Origin of the sequence: Streptomyces sp. NPDC098101 (genome assembly GCF_044760185.1) — a bacterium.
In the GTDB taxonomy this organism is placed as follows: domain Bacteria; phylum Actinomycetota; class Actinomycetes; order Streptomycetales; family Streptomycetaceae; genus Streptomyces.
The window spans coordinates 26,392-39,051 of record NZ_JBIWAS010000011.1 but is presented as its reverse complement, the minus strand read 5'-3'; the positions used below and the strand labels follow the sequence as shown (position 1 = coordinate 39,051).

15 protein-coding genes and 1 tRNA gene are annotated in these 12,660 nt (G+C 71.5%); 11 read left to right on the top strand and 5 right to left on the bottom strand.

All coding sequences use genetic code 11. The features are described from left to right. Position 1: 1 nt before the first annotated feature. Positions 2-637 carry a uracil phosphoribosyltransferase gene (upp, locus tag ACIQVI_RS31950; RefSeq protein WP_053639912.1) on the bottom strand — a complete coding sequence of 212 codons (636 nt, stop codon included), beginning with the start codon at positions 635-637 and terminating at the stop codon, positions 2-4. A gap of 92 nt (positions 638-729) precedes the next feature. Between upp and ACIQVI_RS31945 the strand changes: the two genes are divergently transcribed. The 8 genes from ACIQVI_RS31945 to ACIQVI_RS31910 all read left to right on the top strand — a co-directional run bounded on the left by ACIQVI_RS31945 (position 730) and on the right by ACIQVI_RS31910 (position 5,688). Next, complete coding sequence (locus tag ACIQVI_RS31945) at positions 730-939, top strand: hypothetical protein (protein WP_163013801.1); 210 nt, start codon at positions 730-732, stop codon at positions 937-939. Positions 940-1,293: 354 nt separating this feature from the next. Next, a complete protein-coding gene (locus tag ACIQVI_RS31940; RefSeq protein WP_351974133.1) occupies positions 1,294-1,830 on the top strand; it encodes a hypothetical protein in 537 nt (178 codons plus the stop codon). Positions 1,831-2,015: 185 nt separating this feature from the next. Further along, positions 2,016-2,444, top strand: a complete 429-nt coding sequence (tadA, locus tag ACIQVI_RS31935) for a tRNA adenosine(34) deaminase TadA (RefSeq protein ID WP_351974134.1) — start codon at positions 2,016-2,018, stop codon at positions 2,442-2,444. A gap of 101 nt (positions 2,445-2,545) precedes the next feature. Then, positions 2,546-2,630: transfer RNA gene (locus ACIQVI_RS31930), tRNA-Ser, on the top strand. A gap of 382 nt (positions 2,631-3,012) precedes the next feature. Then, positions 3,013-3,177 carry a hypothetical protein gene (locus ACIQVI_RS31925; RefSeq protein WP_163013800.1) on the top strand — a complete coding sequence of 55 codons (165 nt, stop codon included), beginning with the start codon at positions 3,013-3,015 and terminating at the stop codon, positions 3,175-3,177. 9 nt (positions 3,178-3,186) lie between these two features. Continuing rightward, entirely contained in the window at positions 3,187-3,480 is a 294-nt protein-coding gene (locus tag ACIQVI_RS31920; protein ID WP_351971253.1) for a Dabb family protein, read from the top strand. Positions 3,481-3,693: 213 nt separating this feature from the next. After that, positions 3,694-4,539: an RNA polymerase sigma factor SigF gene (locus tag ACIQVI_RS31915; RefSeq protein ID WP_351971254.1), complete on the top strand. Its 846-nt coding sequence runs from the start codon at positions 3,694-3,696 to the stop codon at positions 4,537-4,539. Between the two features lie 234 nt (positions 4,540-4,773). Further along, a complete protein-coding gene (locus ACIQVI_RS31910) occupies positions 4,774-5,688 on the top strand; it encodes an RNA polymerase sigma factor SigF (RefSeq protein ID WP_351971255.1) in 915 nt (304 codons plus the stop codon). A gap of 81 nt (positions 5,689-5,769) precedes the next feature. On the opposite strand, the gene ACIQVI_RS31905 is transcribed toward ACIQVI_RS31910, so the two are convergent. Further along, positions 5,770-6,717, bottom strand: coding sequence for an oxidoreductase (locus ACIQVI_RS31905; RefSeq protein WP_403602311.1), 948 nt, complete (start codon positions 6,715-6,717; stop codon positions 5,770-5,772). Positions 6,718-6,765: 48 nt separating this feature from the next. Between ACIQVI_RS31905 and ACIQVI_RS31900 the strand changes: the two genes are divergently transcribed. Further along, positions 6,766-7,440 (top strand): TetR family transcriptional regulator, encoded by a 675-nt coding sequence (locus tag ACIQVI_RS31900; RefSeq protein ID WP_403602308.1) that lies wholly within the window; start codon positions 6,766-6,768, stop codon positions 7,438-7,440. A 136-nt stretch (positions 7,441-7,576) separates the two neighbouring features. On the opposite strand, the gene ACIQVI_RS31895 is transcribed toward ACIQVI_RS31900, so the two are convergent. Next, positions 7,577-7,804: a hypothetical protein gene (locus ACIQVI_RS31895; protein WP_351971258.1), complete on the bottom strand. Its 228-nt coding sequence runs from the start codon at positions 7,802-7,804 to the stop codon at positions 7,577-7,579. Between the two features lie 226 nt (positions 7,805-8,030). Here ACIQVI_RS31895 and ACIQVI_RS31890 point away from each other — a divergent pair, with 226 nt between their 5' ends. Then, on the top strand, positions 8,031-8,474 hold the full coding sequence (locus ACIQVI_RS31890; protein ID WP_351971259.1) for a MarR family transcriptional regulator: 444 nt from the start codon (positions 8,031-8,033) through the stop codon (positions 8,472-8,474). 15 nt (positions 8,475-8,489) lie between these two features. After that, positions 8,490-10,124, top strand: coding sequence for an MDR family MFS transporter (locus ACIQVI_RS31885; protein WP_351971260.1), 1,635 nt, complete (start codon positions 8,490-8,492; stop codon positions 10,122-10,124). Positions 10,125-10,236: 112 nt separating this feature from the next. On the opposite strand, the gene ACIQVI_RS31880 is transcribed toward ACIQVI_RS31885, so the two are convergent. Together ACIQVI_RS31880 and ACIQVI_RS31875 are read right to left on the bottom strand one after the other, a co-directional pair. Further along, positions 10,237-11,022, bottom strand: a complete 786-nt coding sequence (locus tag ACIQVI_RS31880; protein ID WP_351971261.1) for a TetR/AcrR family transcriptional regulator C-terminal domain-containing protein — start codon at positions 11,020-11,022, stop codon at positions 10,237-10,239. A 35-nt stretch (positions 11,023-11,057) separates the two neighbouring features. Next, positions 11,058-12,596: an MFS transporter gene (locus tag ACIQVI_RS31875; protein WP_403602303.1), complete on the bottom strand. Its 1,539-nt coding sequence runs from the start codon at positions 12,594-12,596 to the stop codon at positions 11,058-11,060. Positions 12,597-12,660: the final 64 nt, after the last annotated feature.

Sequence of the window (12,660 nt, the reverse complement as noted above, 5' to 3'; positions counted from 1 at the left end):
CCTACTCGGCCGAGCCGTACATGCGGTCGCCCGCGTCGCCCAGGCCCGGGACGATGTAGCCGTTCTCGTTGAGCCGCTCGTCGACCGAGGCCGTCACGACGGTGACGGGGGTGCCCGCGAGCTCGCGCTCCATGACCTCGACGCCCTCCGGGGCGGCGAGGAGCACGACCGCGGTCACGTCGTCCGCGCCGCGCTTGATCAGCTCCTGGATCGCCGCGACCAGCGTGCCGCCGGTCGCCAGCATCGGGTCCAGGACGTACACCTGGCGGCCCGAGAGGTCCTCCGGCATCCGCGTGGCGTAGGTCGACGCCTCCAGCGTCTCCTCGTTGCGGATCATGCCCAGGAAGCCGACCTCGGCGGTCGGGAGCAGCCGGACCATGCCGTCGAGCATTCCGAGGCCGGCGCGCAGGATCGGGACCACCAGCGGACGCGGGTACGACAGCTTCACGCCGGTCGTCTTCGTGACCGGGGTCTCGATGTCGACCTGCTCGGTCCGCACGTCCCGGGTGGCCTCGTAGGCGAGCAGGGTGACCAGCTCGTCGGCGAGACGGCGGAAGGTCGCGGAGTCCGTGCGCTTGTCGCGCAGGGTGGTGAGCTTGTGGGCGACCAGGGGGTGGTCGACGACGTGGAGACGCATGACTCAACAGTAGCCCGCCCCGCACTGGCGTCGATCCGCGCCACTGGGGGAAGGTGGGGGCACACGGACCCGGCGATGGGGTGGTGTGGCAGATGTCCGACCTGGAAGGACCGGTCGAGGGGCGCGCCGAGAGGGCGGCCCGGCGGCCGGCGACGGAGACCGACGCGGAGCGCCGCAGGCGCCGCGCCCAGTTCCTCCGCGAGCTGCACGAGGCGAAGGCGCTGCGCGAGCGCGTGCAGCCCCGGCGGGCCCGGGCGGCCCGGATGCGGCAGGCGATGCGGATGCGGACCTTCCGGTGGTGAGGCACGGGGCCTCGGCCGACGGGACACGGGTCGTCCGCCGGTGGGACACGGGTCCTCTGCCGGTGGGGGCTCGGGGGCCGCGCCGGTGAGGCCAGTGGGGTGCGTGTGTCCCGCCGGACCCGTGTGACCGGCGGAAACGGGTCCGGACCAGCGGAGACCGGCCATGGCCGACCGCGCGCCCCCCGAGTGCGCCGGGGTCGCGCGCCCGCCCGATAGCGGGGACGTTCAGACTGATGCACGACGCAAGAGCCGAAGACCTCTCCTGCGGGCGCCGTTTCTGTCACGATGCCGAGGGGCGGGGCTCAGGACCGCGCCCTCGGAACGTCACACCTCTGATCAGTGGGAGAGAGTCAGGTGTACTTCGCCGCACTGCTCGCGCGCACCGAAGACGGGTGGGAAGCGAGCGACACGGAGCTCGACGACGTGGAGACCCTGTCGGATCTGGTCGATCTGGCCCGCGACGCCTCGGACGACGACACGGTGATCGTCTTCGTCGAGCAGGAGGACGCGTGGTTCGGGATCGTACGGATCGAAGGGGAGGAGGACCCCCGGATCTACGTCTCGGACGGGGCGGCCGCCGCCCGTTCCTCGTACGGGGAGATCCTCACCCGGGAGATCCTCGGTGACGATCTGGACGACCTGGACGACGAGCTGGAGTCGCTGGACCTGGACGGCACCGAGGACGGGGAGCCGCTCGGCGCCGACGGGGACGAGGACGACGAGGCGGGCTCCGTGGCCGCCGAGGCCGTCCCGGCCGCCCCGGTGGGCGACCGGCTGATCCTGGCGGACCTCGGTCTGCCGCCGGCCGAGCTGCTCGCCCTGGAGACCGACGCGCTCGCGGAGATCGCGGACGCGCTGGGCGCGGGCGAGGTCCTGGAGGCCGTCCGCTAGTGGTCCCCGCGGCACCTCTTCCCGACCCTGCGACCGATCCCGTAGGGGACTCCGCGACCGGGCCCGCGATCGACTCCGTACGGGACCCCGCGACCGGGCCCGCGACGGAACCGGCGACCGGACCCGTACGGGATCCCCTGCCGGATCCCGTACCGGACCCCCTGCGGGATCCCTGGCGGGACGCCATGCGGCTCGCCCTCGACGAGGCGGACGCGGCCGGGCCGGCCGGTGACGTACCGGTCGGCGCGGTCGTCCTCGGCCCGGACGGGAAGGTCCTGGCGCGGGCGCACAACGAGCGGGAGGCGGCCGGCGACCCCACCGCGCACGCCGAGGTGCTCGCCCTGCGCCGGGCGGCCGCGGTGACCGGCGAGTGGCGCCTGACGGGCTGCACGCTGGTCGTGACCCTGGAGCCGTGCGTGATGTGCGCGGGCGCCCTGGTCCAGTCGCGGGTGGAGCGGGTGGTGTTCGGGGCCCCGGACGAGAAGGCGGGCGCGGCGGGCTCCCTCTGGGACCTCGTGCGGGACCGGCGGCTCAACCACCGCCCCGAGGTCATCCACGGCGTGCTCGGCGAGGAGTGCGCCCGGCAGCTGACGGCCTTCTTCCGCACCCGCTGACGCGTCCGCCGACGTGCCCTGCGGTCCCGCCCCGACCCCTCTCCGACCTGCGGCGGGATACGGATTTCATCGCAGCGGCAGTTTCGGCTAAGCTCTCTCTCGGTAGCGTGTCCGAGCGGCCGAAGGAGCTCGCCTCGAAAGCGAGTGTGGGGAAACTCACCGAGGGTTCAAATCCCTCCGCTACCGCTTCGATCGAAGGGCCCGACGCATCAGCGTCGGGCCCTTCGGCGTTGTACGGCACCCGTACGGAACCCCTGGGGCGTTCCGTACGGGAAAGGCGTTGGTCGGGGGGAGCGGCATCGGGGGGACAAGCCGCTCCCCCCGGTGAGAACCGGTCCTCCAGGTCCGTGCCGCCGTCGGGGGAAGCCTCGCGGCGCGGACCCCGCAGTGCGGGCCGGTTCCGGAGCCCCTCGGATTCCTGCCAGATCCTCCGGGGCTCGACATCCATACTGCGCGCCCGGCACCCTTCCGGCGGACGGCAAAAGTCCTCGTTCTCCGGGCCCTTGGTCCGTAAGGGCTCGGTTAGAGTGGCGCGGTCGTACGGCGGGGGAACAGGGGAGGGCTGGAAATGGCGCAGGCGAAGAAGGTCGCGCTGTACGCGGTCGTGGTCTTTGTGCTGTACACGATCGTCACGTCCCCGGCGAGGGCGGCGGATCTGGTCCAGGTAGGGTTCGAGGGCATTTCCAGCGCCGCCCAGGGTGTCGGCGAGTTCATGACCGAACTCATCAATTAGGAGCCCTCCGTGATCCGCCATCTGGTCCTGTTCAAGCTCAACGACGGCGTCGCCCGTGACGAGCCGCGCGTCGTCGAGGGCGTCGAGGCCTTCCGGGCCCTCGGCGAGCAGATTCCGGAGCTGCGGTTCTGGGAGTGCGACTGGAACATCACCGACCGGCCGATCGCGTACGACTTCGCCATCAATTCGGCCGTCGAGGACACCGACGCCCTCCAGCGCTATCTGGAGCACCCGGCCCACCAGGCGGGTGTCGCCCAGTGGCGGGAGTTCGCCACCTGGGTGATCGCCGATTACGCCTTCTGACCTCCGGTCACGACCGAGGCCCCCCGCCGGGAAGGCGGGGGGCCTCGCGGCTTTCCGGCCCCCTTTTCCCACCCTCCGCGCCCTCAACACGTGGTTATGGGGTGCTTGCACACAGTGGACATGTCTTGTGATGCTATGACCGCTTTTGACGGATGAGTTGACCGTAGTTGACACCAGTCGACCAGCAGGACCAGCCGAAGGGGTGGCGTGAACGTGCCGGCCAGTGCAGCACCTCAAGTCCCGCCCCAGCACGAGGCAGGCGGCCCGGAGACCCCGCGTCCGCGTCCCCAGAGCACGCGCGGCGCCGACACCCGCGCCCTCACCCAGGTCCTCTTCGGGCAGCTCAAGGGCCTGGAGCCGGGCACCCCCGAGCACGACCGGGTGCGCGGGGCCCTCATCGAAGCCAACCTGCCGCTGGTCCGCTACGCGGCGGCCCGCTTCCGCTCCCGCAACGAGCCCATGGAGGACGTCGTCCAGGTCGGCACCATCGGCCTGATCAACGCCATCGACCGCTTCGACCCCGACCGGGGCGTGCAGTTCCCGACGTTCGCGATGCCGACGGTCGTCGGCGAGATCAAACGCTACTTCCGGGACAACGTGCGGACCGTGCACGTGCCCCGTCGGCTGCACGAGCTGTGGGTCCAGGTCAACGGCGCCACCGAGGACCTGACGACCGCTCACGGGCGCTCCCCCACCACCGCCGAGATCGCCGAGCGGCTGCGGATCGGGGAGGACGAGGTGCTCGCCTGCATCGAGGCCGGACGCTCGTACCACGCCACCTCCCTGGAGGCCGCGCAGGAGGGCGACGGGCTGCCGGGACTGCTCGACCGGCTCGGTTACGAGGACCCCGCCCTCGCCGGGGTCGAGCACCGGGACCTGGTCCGGCACCTCCTCGTACAACTGCCCGAAAGGGAGCAGCGGATCCTGATGCTGCGGTACTACAGCAACTTGACCCAGTCTCAGATCAGCCAGGAACTCGGCGTCTCCCAGATGCACGTGTCAAGGCTCCTCGCACGCAGCTTCGCACGATTGAGATCCGCAAACAGGATCGAAGCGTAACCGGAACGGGTAGACCGGTTCGGAGTAGTTCCGCACCGCACCAGATGCCTAACACCCCTTGTTTCCTGCGGATATGCGCGGGCATTGTGTCGACAAGTCACTACAGCGTGTTGCCGACATGTGACATTCTGCTGGAACCGCGTTTGCCGCAGCCCCGCCGCCGGTATTCAGGTGGTGGCTGCGTTCCTCAGATGGTCGCGGCACCGCGACCGTCCGCGACCTCAAGGGGGTGGCATGTCCACAGAACTGGACAGCTCCAAGGTGCTCACGCTCACGCCCGTTCCCGTCGTTCCCGTGCCCACGCAGACGACGGCGCCGACGGCGCCCGAGAGCGCGGAGCCCGCCCCGCCGCCGATGGTCGTGACGACCGGCGCCCTCGACACCCGCACCCTCTCCCGCTCCCTCTTCCTGCGGCTGCGCGCCCTGGACGCGGAGGGCGCCGCCGCCGACAGCCCGGAGCGGACCTACGTCCGCGACACCCTCATCGAGCTCAACCTCCCCCTCGTCCGGTACGCGGCCGCCCGCTTCCGCTCCCGCAACGAGCCCATGGAGGACATCGTCCAGGTCGGCACCATCGGCCTGATCAAGGCGATCGACCGCTTCGACTGCGAACGGGGCGTGGAGTTCCCGACGTTCGCGATGCCGACGGTCGTCGGCGAGATCAAGCGCTTCTTCCGCGACACCTCGTGGTCGGTGCGGGTCCCGCGCCGGCTCCAGGAACTGCGCCTCGCCCTCACCAAGGCCAGCGACGAGCTCGCCCAGAAGCTCGACCGCTCCCCCACCGTCCCCGAACTCGCCGCCGTGCTCGGGGTGTCGGAGGAGGACGTGGTCGACGGCCTCGCCGTCGGCAACGCGTACACCGCCTCCTCGCTCGACTCGCCCTCCCCCGAGGACGACGGCGGCGAGGGCTCCCTCGCGGACCGCCTCGGCTACGAGGACACCGCCCTGGAGGGCGTCGAGTACCGCGAGTCGCTCAAGCCGCTGCTCGCCAAACTCCCGCCCCGCGAGCGGCAGATCATCATGCTGCGCTTCTTCGCGAACATGACGCAGTCGCAGATCGGCGAGGAGGTCGGCATCTCCCAGATGCACGTCTCGCGCCTGCTCACCCGCACCCTGGCCCAGCTGCGGGACGGACTCATCTCCGACTGACCGCGCCGCCTGACGGTCCCTTCAACCGGCCCCTTCGGACGGCGGTACGCCGACGAGGGGGCCGTTCGCCGTCCTGTCGCGCTATCCGGCGGCGACCGGGAAGCGCACCCCGGTCAGGCGCTCCGAGAGCTCCCACAGCCGGCGGCCCGTCTCCGGGTCGGCCGCCGCGTCGGAGATCCGCACCCGGGTCGGGGCACCGCGCAGTTCGGCCGGGCCGTCGGGGCCGATGAACTCGCCGCCCTTCACCTCCGGGTCGGCCGCCGCGTAGAGCTGGGGCAGCGCGCCGCGCTCCGGGCGCTGGGCGAGCAGCGGGTTGCCGAGGTACCCGAAGAGCACCTTGGCCGGGCCGGACGCCTTGGTCTGGAGGCCCGTGGCGGTGTAGCCGGGGTGGGCGAGGACGCCCAGGACCGGGCTGCCGCTCCCGGTCAGGCGCCGGTGCAGCTCCTGCCCGAAGACGGCGTTGGCGAACTTCGACCGGTCGTAGAAGGCCATGGGCGCGTAGCCGCGCCCGCCGTCCAGGTCACCGTCCAGGTCGTCGAAGCCCAGGCCCTTCCGGCGGTGGTTGACCGAGCTGACGGTGACCACCCGGGGATCCCGCCCGGCGGCCAGCAGGTCCAGGAGCAGCCCCGTGAGGGCGAAGTGGCCGAGGTGGTTGACGGCGAACTGGAGCTCGTGGCCCTGGGGGCTGAGCGTGCGGGGCGGGGCCATCACGCCCGCGTTGTTGACGAGGACGTCCAGGCGGGAGTGCTCCTCCCGCACCCGTCCGGCGAAGTCCCGCACCGAGTCGAGGTCGGCGAGGTCGAGCGGGCGCACGTCGAGCAGGTCCGGCGCGATCCCCTCGGCCACCAGACCCTCGGCGGCCCGGTGTCCCCTCCCCTCGTCCCGTACGGCGAGGATCACGCGCCCGCCCCGGCGGGCCAGCTCCCGGGTGGTGGCGAGGCCCAGGCCGCTGTTGGCCCCGGTGACGACGGCGACCCGCCCGGTCTGGTCCGGAATGCGGTCGGCGGTCCAGCGCTGCTTCTTGGTCATGCGACACACGTTGCCGCTCGTGTCACTGAGTGTCAAGGATGCGCCTCGATGTCATGCGAGGCACCGCGTTACCATTCCGGAGTGAGCACCCGCCCCGGCAGTACTGAGACCGGCCCCGCCGCCGGCCCCTTCACCCTCGCCCAGCGCAAGCGTCAGCTCGTCGCGACCGAGCTCACCGAGGCGTCCCTCCAGCTGTTCGCGCTCAAGGGCTTCGACGCGGTCACGGTGGACGAGATCGCGGCCGCCTCCGGGGTCTCCAAGCGGACCTTCTTCCGGTACTTCGCGTCCAAGGAGGACGTGGTCGTCCAGTTCCTGGCGGGAATGGGCGCCGACATCCGCACGGCACTCGCCGCCCGGCCCGCCGCCGAGCGGCCCTCCGAGGCGCTGCGGCACGCCGTCTCCGTACCCCTGACCACCTGCGGGGACCACGCCGAGCGCGCGCTGCCGGTGGTCCGGCTGATCCTGCGGACGCCCGCGCTGCTCGCCCGCTTCCTGGAGCACCAGGCACGGTGGCGCGAGGAGCTGACGGAGGAGCTGGCCGTACGCCTGGGGCGCGATCCCGGGACCGACCTCTACCCCCGGCTCGCCGCGGGCATGGCGCTGACCGCCTTCGACGCCGTCCTGCGCCGGTGGAGCGAGGGCGGGGGCGCCGAGGAACCGGACGCGCTGATCGGGGAGGCCTTCGCGGTGCTCGCCCCGTCGCTGGATTCCGCGACCGGGTGAACCCGTAGAGCCCGCGGCTATCCATAAAAGCCCGCCGGGCCCGTACCCCCGTAAAGCCGGGCCCGTACCCCCGTAAAAAGAGAAGCGGGCCGGTCCCCGCGGTGCGGAGCCGGCCCACCCTGGGTGTGCGGAGCGGTCAGAAGAACGCGAGCCAGGCGACGGCCGCCAGGACGACGACGGCCGCGACCACGCCCGCGATCAGGCCGACCCGGGGGCCCGAGGAGGCGGCGACGGCCTGCGGCTGCTGCCGCTGCGGGGCGCCCTCGTCGACGAAGGCGCGGAACATCTGGGTGCTTCCGGCGGGGTCGTAGGAGCCCTCGGGGCCCTGGCCCTGGCCGTACGGTGCTTGGGGGTTGTGTGCCATGGGCCAGGACCCTAGCGAAGTCGGCCGGGGGTCCCAAGCCCCGGCCCCCCGGCCCGGCGCGAGGAGGCCCCCGGCCCGGCGCGAGGAGGCCCCCGGCCCGGCGCCCCGGGTCCCGCTTTGCCGATTCTTTAGCGCCGTTTGACCGATTTAGTTTGCCTGGAGCAACCATCCATCTCTATGGTTGCCCTAAGCAACAAGATATGTGGAGCACGCGGTGGAGTACGCGATGGACACAGGAAATCGGTACGAGAACCTCGCCCGCCAGGTGAGCGCCATCGGGGCGGTGAAGCGCGGACTCGCGCGGACCCTGCCCGCCGAGTGCCCCGGCGGATCCGCGATCGTCCTCGCGCTCCTCAACCACCACGGGGACATGCGGATGGGCCGCGTGTCCGAGCTGATGGCCGTCGACGTGTCGGTCAGCAGCCGTCACGTGGCCCACACGGTGGACCGCGGATGGGTCGAGCGCCTGCCCGACCCCGCCGACCGGCGCTCCCGGATCCTCCATCTGACCCCGGCGGGCGAGTCCATGCTCGCCGTCCTCGACCGACGGCTGACCGACATGCTCGCCCGCACCCTCGCGGAGTGGTCCGACGAAGACGTCGAACTGCTCACCACCCTGCTCGCCCGCCTCCGCGATTCCTTCGGGGACTGCCGGGCCCACCACGCTTGAGAACGAAGGAAGTCCATGGCTAGCACCACACCAGAGACCGGTGTGCGCGGCGGGAGCGCCAAGGAGGGGGACCTCGCCTCCGGCGGCGCCCCGATGACGCACAAGCAGATCATGGAGGCGCTCTCCGGGCTGCTGCTCGGCATGTTCGTCGCCATCCTGTCCTCGACGATCGTCTCCAACGCCCTGCCGCAGATCATCACCGACCTGGGCGGCAACCAGTCCGCCTACACCTGGGTCGTGACCGCGGCCCTCCTGGCGATGACCGCGACCACCCCGCTCTGGGGCAAGCTCGCGGACCTCTTCTCCAAGAAGCTGCTCGTCCAGATAGCCCTGGTCATCTACGTCGCGGGCTCGATCGTCGCCGGCCTCTCGCAGAGCACCGGGATGCTCATCGCCTGCCGCGTCGTCCAGGGCATCGGCGTCGGCGGTCTGACCGCCCTCTCCCAGATCATCCTGGCCGCCATGATCGCCCCGCGCGAGCGCGGCCGGTACAGCGGCTACCTGGGCGCGACCTTCGCCGTCGCCACCGTCGGCGGCCCGCTGCTCGGCGGCGTCATCACCGACACCGACTGGCTCGGCTGGCGCTGGTGCTTCTACGTCGGCGTGCCCTTCGCGATCATCGCGCTGCTCGTCCTGCAGAAGACCCTGAAGCTCCCCGTCGTGAAGCGCGAGGTCAAGGTCGACTGGGCCGGCGCCCTCTTCATCAGCGCCGCCGTCTCCCTGCTCCTCATCTGGGTCACCTTCGCGGGCGACAAGTACGACTGGATGTCCTGGCAGACGGCCGTCATGGTCCTCGGCTCCGTCGCCCTCGGCGCGGTCTTCGTCCTGGTCGAGTCGAGGGCGAGCGAGCCGATCATCCCGCTCCGCCTCTTCCGCAACCGCACGATCACCCTCGCCTCGCTCGCCTCGCTCTTCGTGGGCGTCGCGATGTTCGCCGGCACGGTCTTCTTCAGCCAGTACTTCCAGCTGGCGCGCAACGAGTCGCCGACGATGTCCGGCGTCCTCACCATCCCGATGATCGCGGGCCTCTTCGTCTCCTCGACGGTCTCCGGCCTGGTCATCACCAAGACCGGCCGCTGGAAGGCGTGGCTGGTCAGCGGCGGCGCCCTGGCCGCCGGCGGCCTCGGCCTGCTCGGCACGATCCGCTACGACACGGAGTACTGGCACATCGCGCTCTTCATGGCGCTCCTCGGCCTCGGCCTCGGCATGATGATGCAGAACCTGGTGCTCTGCACCCAGAACCAGGTGGCCCCCGCCGACCTCGGCGCGGCCTCCTCCGTGGTCACCTTCTTCCGCTCCCTGGGCGGTGCGATCGGCGTCTCGGCGCTCGGCGCGGTCATGGCCCACCGGGTCACGGACTACGTCAAGGAGGGCCTGACTGAGCTCGGCCCGAAGGCCGCGGGCGCCATGGGCCAGGGCGGCACGGGCGGCGGCATCCCCGACATGGACAAGCTGCCGGCCCCGATCCGCACGGTCATGGAGGACGCGTACGGCCACGGCGTCGCGGACGTCTTCCTCTACTCGGCGCCCTTCGCGCTGCTCGCCTTCGTGGTGACGCTGTTCATCAAGGAGGTCGCCCTCAAGAGCGGCACGGTGAAGGCGGCGGAGAAGGCGGTCGTGGACGAGAAGGTCCCGGCGGACGCCAGGTAAGCCGGGCGAGAAGCTCCCGGGCGCGCTTCGAGCGGAGGCGCGGCCGGGTCGGTACGGAGCGGCGGGCAGGGGACGGCCCGCCGCTCCGTCGTTCCCGTTTCCGTTCCCGTTCTCATTCCTGTTTCCGTTCGCGTTCCCGTTCGCGGGTCACCATCGCCTCGATGCCGGAGACGAGGATGTCCAGGGCGAAGGAGAAGTCCCGCTCCCAGATGGCGCTGACGCTGCCGTGCGAGACCCGTTCGTCGAGGATGTCCTTCATGTCCTCGATCTTCGGGGAGAACTCCGGGTCGTCCCGGAAGGCCGTGAGCCCCTCGCGGTAGAAGTCGTCCTGCGACATGCCCGCGGCCGCCGCGCGCGCGCCGAACTGGCCCTCGATCGTGCCGTACCCGTACACGAACTGGAAGACCGCCGCCATCGCGCCCGGCACCCCGTGCAGGGGCAGCCCGGACTCCCGGACGGTCCGCTGGATCCGGTATCCGACGGCGAGCGCGTTCGGCCCGATGTTGAGGTACGAGCCGACGCACGGCGAGAGCCACGGGTGCCGGACCAGCATCCTGCGGTAGACGAGCGCGAGCACGCGAATGCGGTCCTGCCAGGTCTCCGCCGCGTCCACCGCGTCGAGGTCGACCTCCCGGTAGACGGCGTCCAGCGCGAACTCGACGATGTCGTCCTTGGTGTCCACGTACCAGTAGAGCGACATGGCCGTGACGCCGAGCCCGGTCGCGAGCTTGCGCATCGACAGCCCGGCCAGGCCCTCCTCGTCGAGCATCCGGATCGCGGCGGCCACGATCCGGTCCCGGTCGAGCCCGGCCGGACCGCCCCCGGAGCGCGGGGTCCGCGTCTCCAGCCAGACGCTGGAACGCGCCGGGTTCTCGGCCCGATCGGCTGCCTTGACCATCGCGTTCCTCCGTCTGTCAGCGCTTCGTGCCCATGCTAGGCAGCCGTCGCCGGATCCGGGACCGTGGCCTTCTCGGCCCGCTCGGCCCGCTCGGCCCTCTTGAGCAGGGCCGCGGCGAGCAGGCCGCCCGCGAGGACGGCGATCGCGCCGACGAGCTGACTGGTCTGGAGGCCGGAGGCGAACGCGTCGGAGACCCGGGCCCGTTCGGCGTCGCTCCCGGCCGCCGCGAGGGCCGCGGGCAGCGAGCTCGCGGTGACGGTGACGAGGGCGGCGAAGCGCGCGTTGAGCACGGCGCCGAGGACGGCGACGCCCAGGCCGTTGCCGAACTCGGCGAGGGTGCCGTTGACGCCCGCGCCCACGCCGGCCTTCTCCGGCGGGATGGCGCTCATGATGGCGTTGGCCATGGCCGGGTTGGAGACCGCGAGGCCGACGCCCATCAGGACCAGGCCCAGGAGCATCCCCCCGTAACCGCTGTGCGTCCCGCCGCCGACCAGGGCGATCGAGGCGAGACCGGCCGCGACGAGGGTCATGCCGACGGCCACGGCGGACGCGGTGCCGAGCTTGACCACGATCCGGGGGCCGACGCCGGTGAGGTTGAGCGCGACCACGGTCAGGGCGAGCGGCGCCATCCGCAGACCGGCCTCCAGCGGCTCGTACCCGAGGACGAACTGCAGGTGCTGGGTGAGCAGGAAGAGCGAGCCGCCCAGGCCGAACATGACCAGGATCGCGCCCGCGACGGCACCGACGAACTTCTGGTTCCGGAAGAAGTGCATGTCGAGCATCGGGTGCGGGACGTGCAGCTCCCACCGGGCGAAGGCGGCGAGGACGGCGACGCCGATCCCCGCCGGGACCAGCACCTCGGCGGAGGCCCAGCCGTGCTCGGGGCCGGTGATGATGGCGTACACGGCGGCGGTCATGCCGACGGTGGAGAGCAGCGCGCCGACCAGGTCGGGCCGCTCGCCCTGGGGGTTCTTGGACTCCGGGACCAGCTTGACCACGGCGATCAGGCCGACGAGCGCGACCGGGATGTTGATCAGGAAGATCATGCCCCACCAGAAGTGGTTGAGGATGGCGCCGCCGATCAGCGGTCCGGCGGCGAAGCCGAGCGAGCTGACGGTGGCCCAGAGCGCGATGGCCTTGACCCGCTCGGAGTCGTCGAAGATCTGCATGACGACGGCGAGGGTGGTGGTCATGAGCAGCGCGCCGCCGACGCCCATGCCCGCGCGGGCGGCGATCAGCTGGGCGGTGGAGTCCGCGAGTCCGGCGGCGAGCGAGCCGAGGCCGAAGAGCGCGAGCCCGGCGGCGAGGAGCTTCTTGCGGCCGTAGCGGTCGGCGGCGTTCCCCGCGGTCAGGAGCAGGCCGGACTGGACGAGCGAGTACGCGTTGATCATCCACTGGATGTCGGCGGTGGAGGCGTGGAGTTCCGATGTCAGCGAGGGGATGGCGACGCCGAGCACGGTGTTGTCGAGCAGCACGGTGAGCTGGGCCAGGCAGATGACGCCGAGGATCAGCCAGCGCTGCGGGTGGCCGCCGGGGGCGGCGGACGGTTCGTTCGCGGCGGTCGTCGCCGTCATGGGCAGGGCTCCTTGTACGGTGTACGAGATCAGGTCTCGTACACCGTACAAGGGCTCTCTTACG

Excerpts from the sequence above, each read along its gene's own strand:
- upp (WP_053639912.1), bottom strand. The coding sequence starts at position 637 with ATGCGTCTCCACGTCGTCGACCACCCCCTGGTCGCCCACAAGCTCACC.
- ACIQVI_RS31945 (WP_163013801.1), top strand. The coding sequence starts at position 730 with ATGTCCGACCTGGAAGGACCGGTCGAGGGGCGCGCCGAGAGGGCGGCC.
- tadA (WP_351974134.1), top strand. The coding sequence starts at position 2,016 with ATGCGGCTCGCCCTCGACGAGGCGGACGCGGCCGGGCCGGCCGGTGAC.
- ACIQVI_RS31925 (WP_163013800.1), top strand. The coding sequence starts at position 3,013 with ATGGCGCAGGCGAAGAAGGTCGCGCTGTACGCGGTCGTGGTCTTTGTG.
- ACIQVI_RS31910 (WP_351971255.1), top strand. The coding sequence starts at position 4,774 with ATGTCCACAGAACTGGACAGCTCCAAGGTGCTCACGCTCACGCCCGTT.
- ACIQVI_RS31905 (WP_403602311.1), bottom strand. The coding sequence starts at position 6,717 with ATGACCAAGAAGCAGCGCTGGACCGCCGACCGCATTCCGGACCAGACC.
- ACIQVI_RS31900 (WP_403602308.1), top strand. The coding sequence starts at position 6,766 with ATGTCATGCGAGGCACCGCGTTACCATTCCGGAGTGAGCACCCGCCCC.
- ACIQVI_RS31895 (WP_351971258.1), bottom strand. The coding sequence starts at position 7,804 with ATGGCACACAACCCCCAAGCACCGTACGGCCAGGGCCAGGGCCCCGAG.
- ACIQVI_RS31890 (WP_351971259.1), top strand. The coding sequence starts at position 8,031 with ATGGACACAGGAAATCGGTACGAGAACCTCGCCCGCCAGGTGAGCGCC.
- ACIQVI_RS31885 (WP_351971260.1), top strand. The coding sequence starts at position 8,490 with ATGGCTAGCACCACACCAGAGACCGGTGTGCGCGGCGGGAGCGCCAAG.
- ACIQVI_RS31880 (WP_351971261.1), bottom strand. The coding sequence starts at position 11,022 with ATGGTCAAGGCAGCCGATCGGGCCGAGAACCCGGCGCGTTCCAGCGTC.
- ACIQVI_RS31875 (WP_403602303.1), bottom strand. The coding sequence starts at position 12,596 with ATGACGGCGACGACCGCCGCGAACGAACCGTCCGCCGCCCCCGGCGGC.